Raw genomic sequence first — 19,644 nt, forward strand, 5'->3', positions numbered from 1 at the left:
CCGTCTTGGCCTCCTTGGCGAGGGCGTCCCTGGCGGCGGTGAACTCGGCGGGAGGCAGCGCGTAGAGGGTTTCCGCGGCATCGTTGAGATCCACGTCCGACATATACCCAGTCGCGATATATCTCTGGCAGATTGTTGGTATGGCGGATCCTTCCTTCCCGCGCGACGATCTGCGCGCGACCATCGCGGCGCGGCGCGATCTCGGACCCGAGTACGAGGCGGCGCTGACCGAGTCCTTCCTCAACCGGATCGAGGCCACCATCGCGGCCCAGGTCGCGGCCGAGGCGTCCCGGCGCCTGCCCAACCCCAAGGAACGCGCCCGCGAGGACCGCGCGGAGGGCGGGCGCGCCCTCGGCCTGGCGCTCGGCTCGCTCGGCATCGCCATCCCGCTCACCGGAGCCGCCGCCGTGGGCGCGGGCCTGCCCGGGATCATCACCGCCTGGACCGGCATCGTCCTGGTCAACTTCGCGTACGCGCTGGGGCGTCGCCGCAACCGCTGAGTCTGTGGTTGGCTCGGAGGATGACCGTGCTCAAAGGCACCAGGCTGGTCCTTCGGCCCATTTCCGGCGACGACGCCTCCTGGCTGCTCGCGCACTGGAACCGGCCGGAGGTCCGGCGGTTCCTCTTCGACGACGAGGCGGTCTCCGCGACGCTGGTCACCGAGATCGTCGAGGACAGCGCCGAGGACTTCGACCGGTACGGGTACGGGCTCTGGCTCCTGCTGGAGGAGGACGAGCCGGTCGGGGTCTGCGGGTTGCGGGCAACCGACGACGGGCAGGCCGAGCTCCTTTACAGTGTAGATCCGCCGCATTGGGGGCGAGGGCTGGCGACCGAGTCGGCGCGGGCCGTACTCGACCATGTCGGGCCGATCACGGTGATCGCGGAGACCGACGCGGGGAATCACGCCTCCGAGCGGGTGACCGCGGCCCTGGGCATGTCCCTCGAAGGGGAACGGCCCGGGCCGAACGGGATTCTCAAACGGTTCGTCCTGCCCGGGGAGGGCGAATCTGGCGCATAGTGGAGACGCGTCTTCTTATGCGGACGGAGGTCCCCCGTGTTCGAGCGCTTCACCGACCGGTCCCGGCGCGTCGTGGTCCTGGCTCAGGAGGAAGCCCGGCTGCTCAACCACAACTACATCGGCACCGAGCACATCCTGCTCGGCCTCGTACGCGAGGAGGAGGGCGTGGCCGCGCAGGCGCTGCGGGACTGCGGCATCGACCTCGCGGGTCTCCGGGACAAGGTCCAGGAGACCATCGGCGTGGGCAAGAACCAGCCGATGGGGCACATCCCCTTCACACCCCGGGCCAAGAAAGTGCTGGAACTGTCCCTGCGTGAGGCGCTACACCTCAACCACAACTACATCGGCACCGAGCACATCCTGCTCGGCCTGATCCGGGAGGGCGAGGGAGTCGCCGCCACCGTCCTCCACGAACAGGGCGCCTTCCTGCACCAGGTCCGCGAACGCATCATCGACATCCTCGGCGTCACCGCCCCCGAACGCCCCGACGAGCCCCACCCCACGACCTTCGACGCCGTCGCGGCCGCGGTCAACCGCCGCATGACCGCCCAATACCCCCTCCTCCTGCGCATCCAGGCCAGCCTCGACGCCATCAACCGCCGCCTGGACGCCATGGGCGCCCCCCCAGACCCCGGCCGCCCCCTCAAAGACCCCCCCGAAGAAGAAGCCAGCTGATCGTGGCTTCCACCCTTTCCGAACTCGTCGCTCCTCGCCGTTATCCGGCGCCGACGACGTAGCTGCCCAGTTCGCGCCGCACCGGCGCCAATCGCGACCGGTCTCGCTCTTTCAAAGCCTCTGACAGGCTGAGCCAGCTGATCTCAGCGCCGGTGCGGCGAGTAGTGTCACCTGCGTTAACGGCGCCGGATAACGACGAGAAGCGGGGACTTTGGGTCATTCGTTTGGCGCTCTACGGCCTGGTTTTCTCGGGTGTGGAGCGTAGTTCGTTCTCGAGGTCTTCGACGATGCGGCGGGTGAGCGCGCGCAGGCGGGTTCTGCGTCCGGCGAGTTCGCCGGTGAAGTCGCGCGCTGCCGGGCCGACCCAGACCGCTTTGCCGGTGAATGCCGCATGTGCCGGGTCCAGGGCCGCTTCCAGGCGTGCCGCGTGCGCGCGCACCTGCGCGAGTGCGCGCTGCAATTCCTCCCTGCGGGGATTGGGTGCCATATCCTGCGGTTCGGGGGCCATACCTTTCCCCTATCTCCTCGGAACGGCTTGCGCGCTCTCCCGGACGATATGAGATCGTGCGCTCAGACGGCCAGCTCTTCGGAGGATATCCAATGCCCCGTTCCAACCGGAGCCTTCTCGTACGGCTCGGCGCGACGCTCCTGGCGGCCGTCCTGGTCGCGGGGGTCGCCCTGGCCGTGGTCGACCGCCGCGAGACGGAACCGACCGCGGCCGAGGCGGGGGAAACCCTCAAAACGCATATCCTCACACTGCTCAACGAGGTGTTCGCCCAGAACATCCAGATCACCGACGCCGGCGGCAAAGACATCCCCTGCCCCGACGACAGGGTCAAACGCACCTTCGCCGCGACCGGACTGGACAGTGCAGAACAGACCCAGCCCCGGACGCTCAATCTCCAGATGCTCAGCGCCCTGAACGAGTTCGCCGACTACGAAATGACCGGTCCGGGCGATCAGCAGTTCAGCGTCGTCAGCGAAAACACGAAAACGTCGCTACATCTGAACTCTTCCGAAAACGGGCGATACGCCGTCAGCGGCGAGACCGACTGCCTCAATCCGTCGTGAGCTTGTCCGTATAGAGGCGAGCCCGCTGAAAAGCAGGGTTCTTCGCTCCGTCGAAGTTTCTCGCCTGGCGAAGGCTCAACTGCCCGAAAGCGAACTCGTCTCCCTTGCCCATGCCGTTGTCGATGAACCACTGGTCGAGAACCTTCAAACCCGACTGCCCCCGCTCGACGATCTCGGTGAAGGGCCTCACTCCCCCATCCGAGCCGGCGAGGAATCCCGTCGGCGGCACCACCGGGGCGAACCCCTGTTCGCCGAGCACCTGCGCAGCCATGTACTGGCGAGCGAGGGTTTCCGCCCCATCCAGCTTCTCCAGGTCTTCGACCTGCACCTTCGGATCCCGGCCGTAGGTGTAGTAGGCGGAGACTCCGGCAGAGAGCGCGCTCCACGTCCTGGGGATGGCGGTGACGGGATGAACCAGCCCGGCGACCGCCAGAGCGAGCCCCGACAGGAAGCTCTCCGCCTTCTCGGCGCTATCGACGTCATCGTCCTCGGGCTTCAGCACCCGAACCGCGGCGGCCAGCTCGAAGCCGCGTACGTTGCCCATCGCCGAGAACAAGTTGTCCAGCGGGACGGGATCCTCGCTGCTACGAGCGAGTTGAGAGGCACGCGGAAGGAAGCGGTGAAGAAGCGCGTCCATTCCCACGTCGAAGGGCTGGCGGGTCACCGGGGTCGCGGCGAACGTGGTCATGAAGCGGAAAGTGTCTTCGGGGCTCAGCCGGAAGGCGCCGCGCAGCCCCGGGGGCGGCGTCCACTCGAACAGGCCGGGCGTAACCTGCATGGCGCTGTCTTTGGTCATGTCCGCGTCGCCCAGGTTCGCACCCAATGTGATCTCCGTGGCGTACGAACCCGCGATCTCCGCCATATGGATTCGGGTGGCGTCGTTCAGGCGCCACTCGTCCGCTGAGGTCATCACGGTGTAGGCGAAGAACGCCGCCTCCTGGGTGTGCTTGCCGTCCTGCTCGTCGTAGGTGCCGGAGGCTGCCGCCAGGAGCCTCCCGAAGGCGTCTGATGTCTCTCGTTGCCCCTTGGCCCGATCGTTGAGTCCTTGAAGGAACTCGGCTAGTTCGGGGCGGTCGTCCCACTTTTCGGGGAACAGGGGAAGCCGGCCGAAGGGCAGGTCGAGGGTTGGCGGGGCTGGGCGGGGGCTGAGCCGGGCCGCGCGGCCGATCGCCAGGCGGGCCGCGCCGGGGTTGTTGCCCAGGGCGTTGAGAAGATTGGCCAGGGTCAGCACGCCGACGCCGCTGTCAGGGCTCAGTGCGGGTGTGACGAGGTCGGCCAGCCATACGTCCGGGTAGTTGCCCTGGCTCACCAGGGTGGCGAGGGCTTCCGTGTTCTCGGCGTCTTTCGATTCCTCCACGGCCTTCAGGGCGTTGGCGAACCCGGGAACATCCTGCCCGCCGCCGACGGCCGTGGCGAAAGCCGTACTGGCCGTGAGGCGGGCGGCTGCGCGGTCCTCCTCGGGGAGACGCCAGAGGTCGGAGATGACGCGGCGGATTCCGGCCGGGCCGATGGCCGCGAAGAAGGCGGCGGTGAAGACCGCGTCGTGCTGGTGTTCGGCCAGGTCGGCGAAGACCGCCGCGATCCGGTCCGACGCGTACGGCCCGATCAGCCGGAACTCGTCCGGATCGACGTCCGAGAACCGCCGACCCAGCTCGGTCCCCCGGCGGCGCGCTTCGGCGGGAGCGAGCGTCGTCTCCCGATACGGCCGCAGCCCCGTACCGAAACTGCCCAGGGCAGAGGGCACAGGGGCGGTGATGGCCGCGACTCGTTGCCGGAGCCGGGGCACCTGTTGCTCGGCCCAGCCGCCGATCTCCCGGATGGGCGCGAGCCCCGCCGCCGGAAGGTCCACGGCGGCCAGCTCCCGCCGGATGTTCTCGGCGTGTTCGGCGATGACCTGACCCGCCCGCTCCATCTCGCCGATGAACGCGTTCATCAGCCCCGCGTCGATCCCGGCGAACTCCGGCGCGAACGGCCCGGTCCCCGGTGGTACAGAGGATCTCTCCGCCATGCCCTCCATCATCGGGGACGGACGCACCTCCGCGAGGTTCAGCGCCACATCGGCAGGCGTTACAGGGTCGGGGCCGCCGCGAGCACGCCCACCGCGATGCGGGCTTCGAGGACGCCCGGGTCCTCGGTGTAGTTGAGTGTGGCGCCCAGCGACAGGAGCAGACGGCGCATCCGGGTGTTGTCGGACAGCAGGGTGGCGCGCACTTCGGCGAACCCGAGGTCGCGGGCCTCGGTGAGGAGGGCGCGGGCCAGGGCGGTGCCGAGGCCGCGGCCCTGCCAGCGGTCCTCGATGAGGAGGGCGAACTCGGCGATGCCCGGGTCGGGCGTGAAAATCAGGGAGGCGAGCGCGACGAACTGGCCGTCGCGGCCGGCCACCAGGGTGTGGCCGCGCTTGCGGTCGCAGAGGCGATCGAAGACGCGCGGCGCGAGCGTCGGCATCGCGGTGAAGTAGCGGAAGCGCCGCGCCTCGGGCGAGCACCGTTCGTGCAGGTCGCGTACGGCTTCGCGGTGCAGCGGGTCGAGCGGCTTGACCTGCACCTCGGCCCCGTCGGGCAGCCGGATGGAACGGTCGCCGGAGGCCTGGTCGGCGGGCGGCTGGGCGAGCCGGACGAGCGCGGCGGCGCGGGCGGCTTCGGTGAGGGTGAACGGCAGCCCGGCCCGGCGCAGCCGGATCGAGCGGCGGGACGCGACGGGCACGGTCAGCAGGGTCGGGTCCGGCATGCCGGAGACGTCCGAGCCGAAGACCCAGCGGGCGTCGTCGGCGCGCAGCAGCTCGCGGAGGATCTCCGGGAGGCGCCAGGGCGTCGCGCGCAGCCGGGACGCGAGGAGCAGGACGCGGGTGGGTTCGTCGGTGAGCTCGTGCGCGCTGGCGGGCAGGACGAGCACGCGCCGCCCGCCGGCCTCCTCCAGCGCGGCCCGTACGTCCTCCGGCGAGGCGGGGATGTCGGCGACGAACTCGTCGACCGTGCCGTCGGTGTCCGGTTGCACGGACAGCCCGAGGATGTTGCCGCCCTTCTCGGCCAGCGCCGAGGCGAGGGAGGCCAGCCGGCCCGGACGTTCGTCCACCGTCGTACGAATGCGCAAGAACCCCATGAACTCCGCTCCTTCCAGTACGGACCAGACTGCCGGACAACTGTTACACGATTGCTACACAAGGGTGTGTCAGTCGTTTCTTTACCGAAAAGTCCTTACAAAGCTTCGCTTCTCGCGGTGGCACGCGGGATCGGCCGCGACTTCCGTCGCCAGATGACGAGACTATGACGGATATAGCAGGATGAACGCATGAACGCTCCGCTCGCTCCGGGTTTCGTCAACGGGGACGTGTCCTTCTGGTATCGCTCGCTCGGCGTGCCTTCACCCGCCGAACCCCTGGCCGGGGACGTCCAGGCGGATGTGGCCGTCGTCGGAGCGGGATACACCGGGCTGTGGACCGCGTACTACCTGAAGAAGGCCGATCCCGGGCTGCGGATCGCCGTCCTGGAGAAGGAGTTCGCCGGTTTCGGCGCGTCCGGCCGCAACGGCGGCTGGCTGGCCGGCCTGCTCCCCGGCTCCGCCGCCCGGTACGCGAAACGGCACGGCAGGGACAGCGCGATCAGGTTCCAGCGCGAGATGTTCGCCGCCGTGGACGAGGTGATCAAGGTCGCCGCCGACGAGGCGATCGACGCCGACGTGGTCAAGGGCGGCCTGTTCAACGTGGCCCGCACCCCCGCCCAGGCCGCCCGGCTGCGCGCCGAGATCGCCGGCCAGCGCGCCTGGGGCTGGACGAGCGACGACGTGGACCTGCTCAGCCCGCACGAGACCGCCACGAGGATCAGGGTCGAGGGCGCCCTCGCCGCCTCCTGGAGCCCCCACTGCGCCCGGATCCAGCCGGCGAAACTGGCCAGAGGCCTGGCCCAGGCCGTACGGGATCTGGGTGTGACGATCTACGAGGGCACGCCGGTCACCGAGATCGGCCCCGGCCGGGCGGTCACGCCGGGCGGGACCGTCCGCGCCGAGCTGGTGCTGCGCTGCACCGAGGGCTTCACCGCCGCCGTGCCGGGACACCACCGCGACTGGCTCCCGATGAACAGCTCGATGATCGTCACCGAGCCCCTGGCGAACTGGGACGAGATCGGCTGGGACGGCCGCGAGCTCCTCGGCGACATGGCCCACTACTACATGTACGCCCAGCGCACCGCCGACGACCGCATCGCCTTCGGCGGCCGCGGCCGCCCCTACCTGTACGCCTCCCGCCTCGACGACCGCGGCCACACCCACGACTGGACCGTGGACGCCCTCTGGCGCCTCCTCACCGGCTTCTTCCCCGCCCTGCGGGAAACCAGGGTGGAACACGCCTGGTCGGGCGTCCTGGGCGTGCCCCGCGACTGGTGCGCCACCGTCGGCCTGGACCGGCGCGGCGGCCTCGGCTGGGCGGGCGGCTACACCGGCCACGGCGTCGCCGCCGCCAACCTGGCCGGGCGCACCCTCGCCGACCTGTCCCTCGGCCGCGAGACCGGCCTCACCAGCCTGCCCTGGGTCGGCAGGCGGGTCCGCCGCTGGGAACCGGAGCCCCTGCGCTGGCTGGGCGTGCACTCGATGTACCGTCTCTACCGGCTCGCCGACGCCCGGGAGGCCGGCGGCATGCCGCGCACCTCCGTCCTCGCCCGTATCGCCGACATGATCACAGGACACTGAATATGACCGACTTGCTGTTCCGCGGTGGCCGTGCCTTCACGCCCGAGGGTTTCGCCGAAGCGGTCCTGGTCCGCGACGGCCTCGTCGCCGCCGTGGGCTCCGAGTCCGAGCTGGTACGGCTCGCGCCGCACGCCGAGCCGTACGAGCTGGACGGCGGACTGCTCACCCCGGGGTTCACCGACGCGCACATCCACCCGGTGCAGGCGGGCCTGGAACGCGCGCGCTGCGAGCTGTCCGAGGTGTTCGGCCTGGACGCCTACCTCGCCCGAGTCACCGACTACGCCACGAAAAATCCCGATAAATCGTGGATTGATGGTGGCGGCTGGGATATGTCGGCGTTTCCGGGTGGGTTGCCGCATCGGAGCCAGCTGGACTTCCTGGACCGGCCCGCGTACCTGATCCAGCGGGACCACCACGCCGCCTGGGTGAACACGCGCGCCCTGGAACTCGCCGGGATCACCGCGGCCACCCCCGACCCGCCGGACGGCCGGATCGAGCGCGACCCCGACGGCACCCCCTCCGGCGTGCTGCACGAGGGCGCGATGGACCTGGTCGGCCTGCTGACCCCCCGCCCCACCCCCGCCGACCTGACCGCCGCCCTCCTGGACGCCCAGCGCTACCTGTTCTCCCTCGGCATCACCGGCTGGCAGGACGCCATCGTCGGCTCGTACGCGGGCTCCGACGACCAGCTGCCCACCTACGTGGCCGCCGCCGCGGACGGCTCGCTGAAGGCCCGCGTCGTCGGCGCCCTGTGGTGGGACCGCACCCGGGGCGCCGAGCAGATCGCCTCGCTGGCCGAGCGGCGCGCCTCGGCCGAAGGGCTGGACCGCTTCCGCGCCACCGCCGTCAAGATCATGCAGGACGGCATCGCGGAGAACTTCACCGCCGCCGTCATCGAGCCGTACTGCCGCTGCGGCGGCACCGGCCTGTCCTACGTGGACCCGGACCTGCTCAAGAGCCACGTCCGGGAGCTGGACGCCCTCGGCTTCCAGGTGCACTTCCACGCCATCGGGGAGCGCGCCGTACGCGAGTGCCTGGACGCCCTCACCGGCACCGACCCCGCCAACCGCCACCACATCGCGCACCTGCAGATCATCACGCCGCCGGACGTGCCGCGCTTCGCCGAACTGAACGTGACCGCGAACCTGCAGCCCCTCTGGGCCACCCACCACGCCCAGATGGACGAGCTCTGCATCCCGTACCTGGGCTTCCCGCGCTCCGACTGGCAGTACCCGTTCGCCGACCTGGTCGCGCACGGCACCCGGCTGGCCGCCGGCTCCGACTGGCCGGTCTCGTCGGCCGACCCGATCCAGGCCATGCACGTGGCGGTGAACCGTACCGAGCCTCCCAGCTCCCACCATTCCGGCTACCCGACCGCGCAGACGCCGTTCCTGCCCGGCCAGAGCATCGGCCTGCGGACGGTGCTGACCGCGTACACCTCCGGCTCGGCCTGGCTGAACGGCTCCCCCGCCGGCGTCATCGAGCCCGGCCGTCCCGCCGACCTGGCCGTCCTGGACCGCGACCCGTTCACGCTCGACCCGGCCGACATCTGGACGACCTCCGTGTCCGCCACCTTCGTCGACGGGGAACAGGTCCACTGAAACGCGAAACCCCCGGCTCCGTGGAGCCGGGGGTTTCGACGTGACCGCCTAGTAGATCGGGCGAGAGGAGGAGCGCAGCCGCTCCAGCGCCTCCGCGAGGATCTGGGCGCCGTCGTTGTCGCTACGGCGCTCCTTCACGTACGCGAGATGCGTCTTGTACGGCTCGTTCCGCGGCGGAGCGGGCGGGTTGGCCTCGTCCTGACCGGCCGGCAGGCCGCACCGGGGACAGTCCCAGTGCTCCGGCACGGCCGCGTCGCTGGCGAAGCTGGGCCGCGTCTCGTGCATGTTCGCGCACCAGAACGAGACCCGCACGCGGGGGGCCGCCTCGCCACGCTCGGCCTCGCCCATCGGACCGGCGCCGACACGGCTGCCACGGATCGCGTTGCCACTACCCACGGATGAACTCCTCCTCGATCGCCCCGCGAGATTGGCGGGGGAGAAATGAATCTATGTCACGCGGTGGACTGCTACGGCTTGAGCAGCAGGCCGAGCGCGATGATGCACACGAACCACACGGTGCCCGTGATGATCGTGAGGCGGTCGAGGTTACGTTCCACGACGGACGAGCCACCGAACGACGACGCGAAGCCACCGCCGAACATGTCCGTCAGACCTCCGCCTTTGCCCTTGTGGAGCAGGACGAGAAGGATCATGAGGAGGCTCGACAGAATGAGCGCGATGGAGATTCCGATAGTCACCGTAGACCTGTTCCCGGTAGCGCCTTAAACGGCGTGACGATTCAATCTTGCTTGGCCAACGAGAAACGCGCCCCACGGCCGGCCATGGCCGCCTGGATCACGCGTTTCTCATTGATATGAGGGTACGGCTTGTTGTCAAGTCGCACCCACCAAACGGGTGAGCTAGCCAGACATCTCGCCAAAACGACAAATCTTGACGAACTCTCCTGGATCCAGACTAGCCCCGCCGACGAGCGCGCCGTCGACATCGGGCTTGGCCATGATCCCCGCGGTGTTGTCCGACTTCACCGAACCCCCGTAAAGGATACGGACGGCGTCGGCCACCTCGCGGTCGTACAGCGCGGCGAGTCGGGTCCGGATGGCCCCGCAGACCTCCTGCGCGTCCTCCGGGGTCGCCACCTCGCCCGTGCCGATGGCCCACACCGGCTCGTACGCGATGACGATCGACTTCGCCTGCTCCGCGCCGATCCCCTCCAGCGCCCCGTCGACCTGCGCGATCGTGTACGGCACCTGGTCCCCGGCCTGCCGGATGGGCAGCCCCTCGCCCACGCACAGGATGGGCGTGAGCTCGTGCCGGAAGGCGGCCTTCACCTTGGTGTTGACCAGCGCGTCGTCCTCGGCGTGGTACTGCCGCCGCTCGGAGTGGCCGGCCAGCACGAAGGTGCAGCCCAGCTTGGCCAGCTGCGCGCCGGAGATCTCCCCGGTGTAGGCGCCGGAGTCGTGCGGGGACAGGTCCTGCGCGCCGTACTCGATCCGGAGCTTGTCGCCGTCCACCAGGGTCTGCACGCTGCGCAGGTCGGTGAACGGGGGCAGCACCGCGATCTCGACCTTGTCGAAGTCCTTGTCGGTGAGCTCGAAGGCCAGCCCCTGAACCAGCTTGATCGCCTCAAGGTGGTTCTTGTTCATCTTCCAGTTGCCGGCGATGAGCGGTTTACGACTCAACCTGATCGTCCTCCAGCGCGGCCAGTCCCGGCAGGGTCTTGCCCTCAAGGTATTCCAGGGAGGCGCCGCCGCCCGTGGAGATGTGGGAGAAGCCGTCCTCGGGCAGGCCCAGCCTGCGCACGGCCGCGGCCGAGTCGCCGCCGCCGACCACCGTGAACGCGTCGGAGGCGATCAGCGCCTCGGCGACCGCGCGGGTGCCCCCGGAGAAGGCGTCGAACTCGAACACGCCCATCGGGCCGTTCCAGAACACCGTCTTGGCGTCGGCCAGCTTGGCCGCGAACAGCTCGCGGGTGCGCGGGCCGATGTCCAGGCCCTCCCGGTCGGCGGGGATCGCGGTGGCGTCCACCGCCTCGTGGGCGGCGTCGGCGGCGAAGCCCTCGGCGGCCAGCACGTCCACCGGGAGCACCAGCTCCACGCCGCGCGCGGCGGCCTCGTCCAGGAAGCCGCGCACGTCGCCCAGCTTGTCCTCCTGGAGCAGCGACTTGCCGACCTCGTAACCCTGCGCCTTGAGGAAGGTGTAGGCCATGCCGCCGCCGATGAGCAGCCGGTCGACCTTGGTCAGCAGGTTGGCGATGACGCCGAGCTTGTCGGACACCTTCGCCCCGCCGAGCACCACCGCGTACGGCCGGGCCGGGTCCTCGGTCAGCCGCTTCAGCACCTCGACCTCGGCCAGCACCAGGCCGCCCGCCGCGTGCGGCAGCAGCCGGGGCACGTCGTAGACCGAAGCGTGCTTGCGGTGCACCGCGCCGAAGCCGTCGCCCACGTAGAGGTCGGCGAGGGCCGCCAGCCTGCCCGCGAACAGAGCCCGCTCCGCGTCGTCCTTGGACTCCTCGCCCGGCTCGAAGCGCAGGTTCTCCAGCAGCGCCACCTGGCCGTCGCGCAGGCCCGCCATGGCCGCCTGGGCGGACTCGCCCACCACGTCGGAGGCGAACTCCACCGGCTCGCCGAGCAGCTCGGCCAGCCGCTTCGCGACCGGGGCCAGCGAGTACTTGGGGTTCGGCGTGCCCTTCGGCCGGCCCAGGTGGGCGCAGACGATCACCATGGCGCCGCGGCCGGCCAGGTTCCTGATCGTGGGGATCGAGGCCCTGATCCGGCCGTCGTCGGTGATCGTCTCACCGTCCAGGGGCACGTTCAGGTCGGCGCGTACGAGCACGCGCCGACCTTTCACGTCGAGTTCCTCGAAACCACGCATCAGAGCGAGGCACCCACGTACTCGATGAGGTCCACGAGGCGGTTGGAGTAGCCCCACTCGTTGTCGTACCAGCCGACGACCTTCGCCTGGTTGCCGATGACCTTGGTCAGGCCGGCGTCGAAGATGCAGGAGGAGGGGTCGGTGACGATGTCGGCGGAGACGATGTCGTCCTCGGTGTAGCTGAGGTAGCCCTTGAGCGCGCCCTCGGCGGCGGCCTTGAACGCGGCGTTGACCTCTTCCACGGTGACCTCGCGCTTGAGCTCCACGGTGAGGTCGGTGGCCGAGCCGGTGGGGATCGGCACCCGCAGCGCGTAGCCGTCCAGCTTGCCCTTGAGCTCGGGCAGCACCAGGCCGATGGCCTTGGCGGCGCCGGTCGAGGTGGGCACGATGTTCAGCGCGGCGGCCCGGGCCCTGCGCAGGTCGCTGTGCGGCCCGTCCTGCAGGTTCTGGTCCTGGGTGTACGCGTGGATCGTGGTCATCAGGCCCTTCTCGATGCCGAACGTGTCGTTCAGCACCTTCCCGAGCGGGGCCAGGCAGTTGGTGGTGCAGGAGGCGTTGGAGATGATCGTGTGCGCCGCCGGGTCGTACGACTCGTGGTTGACGCCCATCACGACCGTGACGTCCTCGTTCTTCGCCGGAGCGGAGATGATGACCTTCTTGGCGCCGTTCTCGGCGTGCACCTTGGCCTTGTTGGCGTCGGTGAAGAAGCCGGTCGACTCCACCACCACGTCCACGCCCAGGTCGCCCCAGGGCAGCTTGGCCGGGTCGCGCTCGGCGAACGCCTTGATGGCCTTGCCGTCAACCGTGATCTCGTCCGCCGACGCCTTCACCTCGTACGGCAGGCGGCCCAGGATGCTGTCGTACTTCAGCAGGTGGGCGAGCGTGGCATTGTCGGTCAGGTCGTTGACAGCGACGATCTCGATGTCCTTGCCGCTGGCGGCGGCGGCACGCCAGAAGTTGCGGCCGATACGGCCGAAGCCGTTCACGCCTACGCGGATGCTCACGGGATCCGATCTCCTCGTACGTCGTTACGTGACTGAAACCTCGGTCCAGACCCTATCGGACTCAAATTGGTTTAGACCACGTGAGGGTCCCACAGGTCGAGACGTCATAAAACTGACGCTAAATTTTACGGTTTGCCGCAAACCGTCCTGCTTCCGGGGGTCTGTCAACGCCCCTCCGGATCAGCCCGACAGCATGTCCGCGGTCAAGTTCGCCTCCGTGTTGGGCAGGCCGAGGTCCTGGGCGCGTTTGTCGGCCATCGCGAGCAGGCGGCGGATGCGCCCGGCGATCGCGTCCTTGGTCAGCGGGGGGTCCGCGATCTGGCCGAGCTCCTCCAGCGACGCCTGCTTGTGCTCGACCCGGAGCCGGCCCGCCACCACCAGGTGCTCGGGGGCCTCCTCGCCGAGGATCTCCAGGGCCCGCTGCACCCGGGCCCCCGCCGCCACCGCCGCGCGGGCGGACCGGCGCAGGTTGGCGTCGTCGAAGTTGGCCAGCCGGTTGGCGGTGGCCCGCACCTCGCGGCGCATCCGGCGCTCCTCCCAGGCCAGCACGCTGTCGTGCGCGCCCAGCCGGGTCAGCAGGGCGCTGATCGCGTCGCCGTCCCTGACCACCACGCGGTCCACGCCGCGCACCTCGCGGGCCTTGGCGTGGATCTTCAACCGGCGGGCGGAGCCGACCAGGGCCAGCGCGGCCTCCGGCCCCGGGCAGGTGACCTCCAGCGACATGGACCTGCCCGGCTCGGTCAGCGAGCCGTGCGCCAGGAACGCCCCCCGCCAGGCCGCCTCCGCGTCGCAGGTGGCCCCCGAGACCACCTGGCGGGGCAGGCCGCGGACCGGGCGGCCGTGGTTGTCGATCAAGCCGGTCTGGCGGGCGAGGGCCTCGCCGTCCTTGTAGACGCGCACCACGTACCGGGAGCCCTTGCGCAGCCCGGCGGGCGCCAGCACGAGCACCTCGGCCTTGTGGCCGAAGACCTCGCCGATGTCCTTGATGAGCCGGCGCGCGGTCACGTTGGTGTCCAGCTCGGCCTCGATCACGATCCGCCCGCCGACCAGATGCAGGCCGCTGGCGAAGCGCAGCAACGTGGACACCTCGGCTTTGCGGCAGCAGGGCTTCAGCACGGGAAGGCGACTCAGTTCATCCTTCACAACGCCCGTCATCGCCATCGCCAGTGTCCTCCGTGTCTATGTCCGCGCCCGCGGGCGCGGCTGCTCCGGCGCCTTCGCCGGTGTCTCCCTCGTCGTCCCGGGTCGCCTCGCTCCCCGCGCTCCTCAGTCCAGACACCGGCGCGCCTTCGCGAAATTCCCCGAAGCGGCCATCCGACCGGTGGCCTCAGTTCCGGGCAGCCGCAGAAACCCTCTCGGCGACCGCCCGGCGCCGTGGTCAGTCTCTCGCACCCCGGTAGGGGGGGATCACCGCTTCTCGCGGAAAATCTCGTCCAGGACCTGGGCAAGACGGGGTGCATCGTGCCGCGGAGACCCGTCAGAGGCCCCTACATCCGCCAAAACCAGACGCCCGCCGAGGGCCACCACGGCCTTCTCCAGCTCGGTCGGGTCGCCGGTCACCGAGGTGTCCGCGACGACGGCGTCCACCAGCAGGGTGGGGGCGTGCTGACGCAGCACCTCCAGGTGCTCCTGGGGGGAGAACCCGTCGGTCTCGCCCGGCTGGGGGGCCAGGTTGAGGATGACCAGGCGGCGGGCGCTGGTCGCGCACAGGGCGCGGGCCAGCTCGGGGACCTTCAGGTGCGGCAGCACGCTGGTGAACCAGGAGCCGGGGCCGAACACCACCCAGTCGGCGTCGTGGATGGCCCGCACCGCCTCCGGCGAGACCGGCGGATCGGGCGGCACCAGCGAGATGGCCTGCACCCGCCCGGGGGTGAGCGCGCAGGCGACCTGGCCGCGCACGGTGGTGACCAGGCCGTCCAGCTCCACCTCGGCCTGGATGTCCAGCGGCACGGCGGCCATCGGCAGCACCCGCCCGTGCGCGCCCAGCAGCCGGCCCACCCACTCCAGGGCCTGCACCGGATCGTCCAGCAGCTCCCACAGGGCCACGATCAGCAGGTTCCCGACCGCGTGCCCGTGCAGCTCGCCGCCGCTCCTGAAGCGGTGCTGCACGACCCGGCTCCAGGTCTGCCCCCACTCGTCGTCCCCGCACAGCGCGGCCAGCGCCATCCGCAGGTCCCCCGGTGGCAGCACCCCCAGCTCCCGCCGGAGCCGCCCGCTGGACCCGCCGTCGTCCGCCACCGTGACGACGGCCGTCAGATCGGCCGTGACCCTCCTGAGCGCCGACAGGGACGCGTGCAGCCCATGGCCACCCCCTAACGCGACAACTTTCACTTCGGGGGCCGCATCACTCACCGGTACCTACAGTGTGCAGACTCTGTCCTTCAGGGCGGAACTGGAATGCGGAACGGTCCCACATGGCAGCCTCCCGGTTCTGTCGGTCGTGGCGGCTAACTTGTTCGGCGTGTCCCGCTACCGGCTGCAGCCGACGTCCGCCCAAGAGGCGGCGCTGCTGGAGCACTGCGCGGTCAAGGCGGGCGATGCGCGCCGCCTGTCCCGCCACATGGGCGAGGTCCGCGTCCCCAAGGTCGGCTGGGTGCTCTTGCGATGGTCGCGGCCGATACCGGTCGGAGTGAAGTCCTACCGGGTGACTCGCGACGCCTCGGGTCGCTGGCTCATCGCCTTCGCCGCCATCCCCGCCCCCGCCCCAGCGCCGGGAAACGGAGAGATCGTCGGCGTGGACCGGGGTGTGGCGGTCTCGGCGGCCCTGCCGAGTGGACAGCTGCTGAAGGCGCCCGGCCGGGTGGTCAAGGTCAATCCCGCCTACACCAGTCAGCGGTGCTGTGCGTGCGGGATCGTGGACCGGGAGGCGCGCGAGAGCCAAGCCGTCTTCCGGTGCAGGTCCTGCGGATACGCCGGCCATGCGGACGTGAACGCGGCCAGGGACATCGCACACGCGGCAGGACATGCCGTGTCCGCGCGGGAAGGGCCACGGGCTGCCGGGCCGGTGCACCGCGAACCTCAACGCGATCGCCTCCTAACGGGGTAGACGCTGTTGGAATCCCCCGCTGTTTCACGAGGGGAGGATGTCAATCGCGGCCTACATCGCGATGGCTCACTTGCACCTCCATGCCGCGCTCGCGCAGACGGCCGCCCAGTTGCTCAGCCATGGCCACGCTGCGGTGCCGGCCGCCGGTGCAGCCGACCGCGAGGGTGGCGTAGCTCTTGCCCTCGCGGGTGTACCCCGCGGCGATGACGCCGAACAGGTCCTCGTAGCCGTCGAGGAACTCCTTCGCGCCGGGCTGGCCCAGCACGTACTCCCGGACGGGGGCGTCCAGGCCGCTCATGGGGCGCAGTTCCGGCACCCAGTGCGGGTTCGGGAGGAAGCGGCAGTCCACGACGAGGTCGGCGTCCACCGGCAGGCCGTACTTGTAGCCGAAGGAGACGATGTTGACCTTGAGGCCGGGCCGGTCCTCGCCGCCGAAGAAGGAGACGATCTTGCTCCGCAGCTCGTGCACGTTGAGCTTGGAGGTGTCGATGACCAGGTCGGCGTTGGCGCGGACCTCGCGCAGGATGCCGCGCTCGCGGTCGATGCCGTCCACCAGGCGGCCGTCGGCCTGCAGCGGGTGCGGCCGGCGCACGTTCTCGAAGCGGCGCACCAGGGCGTCGTCGCTGGCCTCCAGGAAGACCACGCGGACCCCGACGCCGCGGCCGTCCAGCTCCTCGATGGCCGCGTTCAGGTCGGTGGTGAACGCCAGCGAACGCACGTCCACCACGGCGGCCACCTTGTCGGCGGCCAGGTTGACCCGCCCGGCCTCCTCCGCCAGGGAGAACAGCAGTCCCGGCGGCAGATTGTCGATCACGAACCAGCCCAGGTCCTCCAGGGCCTTCGCGGCCGTGCTGCGCCCGGCCCCGGACATGCCCGTGACGAGCACGAATGCGGGCTCGCCGGTGCTCTCGCTCATCTCTCTCCCTGCAACGCCGCCACGATCGCCTCAGCCGTCGACGGACCGATTCCCGGAACCTCGCGGATCTCCTCGGCGGTGGCGTCACTCAACCGTTTCACGGATCCGAAGTGTCGCAGAAGCGCCTGCCGTCGCGCCGGGCCGAGACCAGGAACCTCGTCCAGGGCGCTCTCCTTGAGCGTTCGCGACCTCTTGGCTCGATGGTAGGTGATGGCGAAGCGATGCGCCTCGTCCCGGACGCGTTGCAGCAGGTAAAGGCCCTCACTGGAGCGGGGCAGGATGACCGGCTGGTCGTCGCCGGGCAGCCAGACCTCCTCCAGCCGCTTGGCCAGCCCGCAGACGGCCACGTCGTCCACGCCGAGCTCGGCCAGGGCCCGGTGGGCGGCCGCGGCCTGCGCGGGCCCGCCGTCCACCACCACCAGGTTCGGCGGGTACGCGAACTTGCGCGGCCTCCCGGTCTCCGGGTCGATGGGTTCCCCGACGGGCTCGCCGCCGAGTTCGCCGGTGGCGCTGCGCTCCTCCAGGTAGCGCTTGAACCTGCGGGTGATGACCTCGTGGATGGAGGCCACGTCACCTTCCGCGCTCTTGATCTGGAAGCGCCGGTACTCGCTCTTGCGGGCCAGCCCGTCCTCGAAGACGACCATGGAGGCGACCACGTTGGTGCCCTGGATGTGGGAGACGTCGTAGCACTCGATCCGGAGCGGCGCCTGGTCGAGTTCCAGCGCGTCGGCGATCTCCTGGAGGGCCTTGCCGCGGGTGGTCAGGTCGCTGGAGCGGCGCAGCTTGTGCTGGGTGAGGGCCTCTTTGGCGTTGCGTTCGACGGTCTCCATCAGGGACTTCTTGTCGCCGCGCTGGGGCACCCTGACGTCCACCCGGGCGCCGCGCTGCTCGCCGAGCAGCTCCAGGACCGCGTCGTGGTCGGGCGGCAGGGCCGGGACGAGGATCTCCCTGGGGATCTCGGCCTCGGAGTACATCTGGAGCAGGAAGTGCTCCACGAGCGCGCCGGGCGAGGTCTCCTCCACCTTGTCGACGACCCAGCCGCGCTGGCCGCGGATCCGGCCGCCGCGCACGTAGAAGACCTGCACGGCCGCTTCCAGGGGGTCCTCGGCCAGGGCGATGACGTCGCAGTCGGTGGCGTCGCCGAGCACCACGGCCTGCTTCTCCAGCGCCTTCTGCAGGGCCTGCACGTCGTCCCTGAGGCGGGCGGCCCGCTCGTACTCCTGGGTGGCGGCGGCCTCCCGCATGGCCTGTTCGAGGCGTTTGATGAACCTGGTGGTGTTGCCCGCCATGAAGTCGCAGAAGTCCTCGGCGAGGGCGCGGTGCTCCTCGGGCGTCACCCGGCCGACGCAGGGCGCCGAGCACTTGTCGATGTAGCCGAGCAGGCACGGCCGCCCGATCTGGCCGGCCCGTTTGAAGACGCCGGCCGAGCAGGACCGGATGGGGAAGACGCGCAGCAGCAGGTCCACGGTCTCGCGGATGGCCCAGGCGTGCGAGTACGGCCCGAAGTAGCGGGTGCCCTTGCGTTTGGCCCCGCGCAGGACCTGCACACGGGGGAAGTCCTCCCCCATGGTGACCGCGAGGTACGGATACGACTTGTCGTCCCGGTACTTCACGTTGAAGTGGGGGTCGAACTCCTTGATCCAGGAGTACTCGAGCTGGAGCGCCTCCACCTCGGTGCGGACCACCGTCCAGTCCACCCGGGCGGCGGTGGTGAGCATCGACTGGGTCCGGAAATGCAGGCTCGCGAAGTCCGCGAAGTAGGAGTTGAGCCGCTGCCGCAGGCTCTTCGCCTTGCCCACGTAGATCACCCGGCCGCCGGGGTCGCGGAAGCGGTAAACCCCTGGCGACTCGGGAATCGATCCGGGCGCCGGTCGGTAGGTTGCCGGATCTGCCACGCCCAAAAGCCTACTGGCCCGCACCGACATTCCCGGCTGGAAAGGCCCGGCCCCGCGTCCCTGGGCAAGGGACGCGGGGCCGGTACGCGCCGAGAGAGCTTCCCGTAGCCGCGAGCAGCCCTCCACCCCAGGAGTACCGGCGCGCGCGAGACCCCCATCCGGCCACACAGCGGATGGATCCCGCAGTCAGGGGCCGATCAGGTCAGCCGAGCGCGATGCTGTCCCCGGTCACGCTGATCTTCTTCTCCTCCAGGGGTCCCTTGGCGGGACCGCCGGCCACCGAACCGTCCTCGATCTTGAAACGGCTGCCGTGGCAGGGACAGTTGATGGTGCCGTTGGAGATGCTGGCGACCGTGCAGCCCTGGTGGGTGCAGACCGCGGTGAAGCACTTGAACTGCCCCGCCGTGGGCTGGGTGATCACGATCTTCTCACTCTCGAAGATCTTGCCACCGCCCTCGGGGATGTCCGCCGTCTTGGCGAAGGCCGCGGCCGGCGGCTCCTCCTCGGCCGGCGGCGGCTCCTCCTCCTCGGTCCCAGTACCGTCCCCGGTCACCTCACCGGCGGGCGGGTCGTTGCCCGGCGGGTCGTCGGCCGGCGGGTCCTGCGGCTCCGCCACGGTCCCCCCACCCGACTGGTAACCCGTGCAAGCCGTCAAGGCGACCGCGAGCCCCGCGCCGCCCACGCCAAGCACCACGGCCCGCCGTGTCGGCTCCAGCCGCTCGGCCGTCGCAGAGTTCATCGTCGAAGAGCTCATCGTCGAAGACATCTCGGTAATCGGCAGGGAGTTGCCGGAAGAATCCATAGTCACGCCCTCCACTGGGGTCTGTTGTCCTTAAGTACGGCTGTCACCCCGATGAGGGTTCAGCATGCCGTACCCGTAACCGGCGGAGTATGGACAATTACCGA

19 protein-coding genes and 1 pseudogene are annotated in these 19,644 nt (G+C 70.1%); 7 read left to right on the plus strand and 13 right to left on the minus strand.

Going from position 1 to position 19,644, the window contains the following annotated elements; translation table 11 throughout:
- The first annotated feature begins 140 nt into the window (after window positions 1-140).
- The 3 genes and pseudogenes from Aph01nite_RS32715 to Aph01nite_RS32725 form a co-directional block, all read left to right on the plus strand.
- Window positions 141-500, plus strand: a complete 360-nt coding sequence (locus Aph01nite_RS32715; RefSeq protein WP_204044909.1) for a hypothetical protein — start codon at window positions 141-143, stop codon at window positions 498-500.
- A 20-nt stretch (window positions 501-520) separates the two neighbouring features.
- Complete coding sequence (locus Aph01nite_RS32720) at window positions 521-1,018, plus strand: GNAT family N-acetyltransferase (protein WP_204044910.1); 498 nt, start codon at window positions 521-523, stop codon at window positions 1,016-1,018.
- A gap of 36 nt (window positions 1,019-1,054) precedes the next feature.
- A pseudogene (locus tag Aph01nite_RS32725) lies at window positions 1,055-1,525 on the plus strand (Clp protease N-terminal domain-containing protein); the annotation flags it as partial.
- Between the two features lie 400 nt (window positions 1,526-1,925).
- On the opposite strand, the gene Aph01nite_RS32730 reads toward Aph01nite_RS32725, so the two are convergent.
- The gene (locus Aph01nite_RS32730; protein WP_204044912.1) at window positions 1,926-2,201 is read right to left on the minus strand and encodes a hypothetical protein; all 276 of its coding nucleotides are present in this window, start codon (window positions 2,199-2,201) and stop codon (window positions 1,926-1,928) included.
- A 92-nt stretch (window positions 2,202-2,293) separates the two neighbouring features.
- Between Aph01nite_RS32730 and Aph01nite_RS32735 the strand changes: the two genes are divergently transcribed.
- Window positions 2,294-2,764 carry a hypothetical protein gene (locus Aph01nite_RS32735; protein WP_204044913.1) on the plus strand — a complete coding sequence of 157 codons (471 nt, stop codon included), beginning with the start codon at window positions 2,294-2,296 and terminating at the stop codon, window positions 2,762-2,764.
- On the opposite strand, the gene Aph01nite_RS32740 is transcribed toward Aph01nite_RS32735, so the two are convergent.
- Both Aph01nite_RS32740 and Aph01nite_RS32745 read right to left on the minus strand, forming a co-directional pair.
- Window positions 2,751-4,772 carry a hypothetical protein gene (locus Aph01nite_RS32740; protein WP_204044914.1) on the minus strand — a complete coding sequence of 674 codons (2,022 nt, stop codon included), beginning with the start codon at window positions 4,770-4,772 and terminating at the stop codon, window positions 2,751-2,753. The genes Aph01nite_RS32735 and Aph01nite_RS32740 overlap by 14 nt on opposite strands.
- A gap of 59 nt (window positions 4,773-4,831) precedes the next feature.
- The gene (locus Aph01nite_RS32745; protein ID WP_204044915.1) at window positions 4,832-5,863 is read right to left on the minus strand and encodes a GNAT family N-acetyltransferase; all 1,032 of its coding nucleotides are present in this window, start codon (window positions 5,861-5,863) and stop codon (window positions 4,832-4,834) included.
- Window positions 5,864-6,052: 189 nt separating this feature from the next.
- Here Aph01nite_RS32745 and Aph01nite_RS32750 point away from each other — a divergent pair, with 189 nt between their 5' ends.
- Both Aph01nite_RS32750 and Aph01nite_RS32755 read left to right on the plus strand, forming a co-directional pair.
- Window positions 6,053-7,444 (plus strand): NAD(P)/FAD-dependent oxidoreductase, encoded by a 1,392-nt coding sequence (locus tag Aph01nite_RS32750; RefSeq protein WP_204044916.1) that lies wholly within the window; start codon window positions 6,053-6,055, stop codon window positions 7,442-7,444.
- Between the two features lie 2 nt (window positions 7,445-7,446).
- On the plus strand, window positions 7,447-9,045 hold the full coding sequence (locus Aph01nite_RS32755) for an amidohydrolase (RefSeq protein WP_204044917.1): 1,599 nt from the start codon (window positions 7,447-7,449) through the stop codon (window positions 9,043-9,045).
- Between the two features lie 48 nt (window positions 9,046-9,093).
- On the opposite strand, the gene Aph01nite_RS32760 is transcribed toward Aph01nite_RS32755, so the two are convergent.
- The 7 genes from Aph01nite_RS32760 to Aph01nite_RS32790 all read right to left on the minus strand — a co-directional run bounded on the left by Aph01nite_RS32760 (window position 9,094) and on the right by Aph01nite_RS32790 (window position 15,233).
- Window positions 9,094-9,441, minus strand: a complete 348-nt coding sequence (locus tag Aph01nite_RS32760) for an RNA polymerase-binding protein RbpA (protein ID WP_155337075.1) — start codon at window positions 9,439-9,441, stop codon at window positions 9,094-9,096.
- A 71-nt stretch (window positions 9,442-9,512) separates the two neighbouring features.
- Window positions 9,513-9,743: a preprotein translocase subunit SecG gene (secG, locus tag Aph01nite_RS32765; RefSeq protein WP_204044918.1), complete on the minus strand. Its 231-nt coding sequence runs from the start codon at window positions 9,741-9,743 to the stop codon at window positions 9,513-9,515.
- A gap of 162 nt (window positions 9,744-9,905) precedes the next feature.
- Window positions 9,906-10,685 carry a triose-phosphate isomerase gene (gene tpiA, locus Aph01nite_RS32770; protein WP_373872353.1) on the minus strand — a complete coding sequence of 260 codons (780 nt, stop codon included), beginning with the start codon at window positions 10,683-10,685 and terminating at the stop codon, window positions 9,906-9,908.
- Window positions 10,675-11,877: a phosphoglycerate kinase gene (locus Aph01nite_RS32775; RefSeq protein ID WP_204044919.1), complete on the minus strand. Its 1,203-nt coding sequence runs from the start codon at window positions 11,875-11,877 to the stop codon at window positions 10,675-10,677. The genes tpiA and Aph01nite_RS32775 overlap by 11 nt, the downstream gene beginning before the upstream one ends.
- Window positions 11,877-12,881, minus strand: coding sequence for a type I glyceraldehyde-3-phosphate dehydrogenase (gap, locus tag Aph01nite_RS32780; protein WP_204044920.1), 1,005 nt, complete (start codon window positions 12,879-12,881; stop codon window positions 11,877-11,879). Before gap ends, Aph01nite_RS32775 begins: the two co-directional genes overlap by 1 nt.
- 180 nt (window positions 12,882-13,061) lie before the next feature.
- Window positions 13,062-14,042, minus strand: coding sequence for a DNA-binding protein WhiA (gene whiA / locus Aph01nite_RS32785; RefSeq protein ID WP_155337080.1), 981 nt, complete (start codon window positions 14,040-14,042; stop codon window positions 13,062-13,064).
- Between the two features lie 246 nt (window positions 14,043-14,288).
- Window positions 14,289-15,233 (minus strand): gluconeogenesis factor YvcK family protein, encoded by a 945-nt coding sequence (locus Aph01nite_RS32790; RefSeq protein WP_204044921.1) that lies wholly within the window; start codon window positions 15,231-15,233, stop codon window positions 14,289-14,291.
- Window positions 15,234-15,321: 88 nt separating this feature from the next.
- Between Aph01nite_RS32790 and Aph01nite_RS41785 the strand changes: the two genes are divergently transcribed.
- Complete coding sequence (locus tag Aph01nite_RS41785; RefSeq protein ID WP_239162155.1) at window positions 15,322-15,927, plus strand: zinc ribbon domain-containing protein; 606 nt, start codon at window positions 15,322-15,324, stop codon at window positions 15,925-15,927.
- 40 nt (window positions 15,928-15,967) lie between these two features.
- Here the strand turns inward: Aph01nite_RS41785 and rapZ are convergent, their stop codons facing one another.
- The 3 genes from rapZ to Aph01nite_RS32810 form a co-directional block, all read right to left on the minus strand.
- Window positions 15,968-16,843, minus strand: a complete 876-nt coding sequence (rapZ, locus tag Aph01nite_RS32800) for an RNase adapter RapZ (protein ID WP_204044922.1) — start codon at window positions 16,841-16,843, stop codon at window positions 15,968-15,970.
- Window positions 16,840-18,768 (minus strand): excinuclease ABC subunit UvrC, encoded by a 1,929-nt coding sequence (gene uvrC, locus Aph01nite_RS32805; RefSeq protein ID WP_204044923.1) that lies wholly within the window; start codon window positions 18,766-18,768, stop codon window positions 16,840-16,842. The genes rapZ and uvrC overlap by 4 nt, the downstream gene beginning before the upstream one ends.
- A gap of 172 nt (window positions 18,769-18,940) precedes the next feature.
- Window positions 18,941-19,477 carry a Rieske (2Fe-2S) protein gene (locus Aph01nite_RS32810; RefSeq protein WP_204044924.1) on the minus strand — a complete coding sequence of 179 codons (537 nt, stop codon included), beginning with the start codon at window positions 19,475-19,477 and terminating at the stop codon, window positions 18,941-18,943.
- Window positions 19,478-19,644: the final 167 nt, after the last annotated feature.

Origin of the sequence: Acrocarpospora phusangensis, assembly GCF_016862995.1 — a bacterium.
Taxonomy (GTDB): Bacteria; Actinomycetota; Actinomycetes; order Streptosporangiales; family Streptosporangiaceae; genus Acrocarpospora; species Acrocarpospora phusangensis.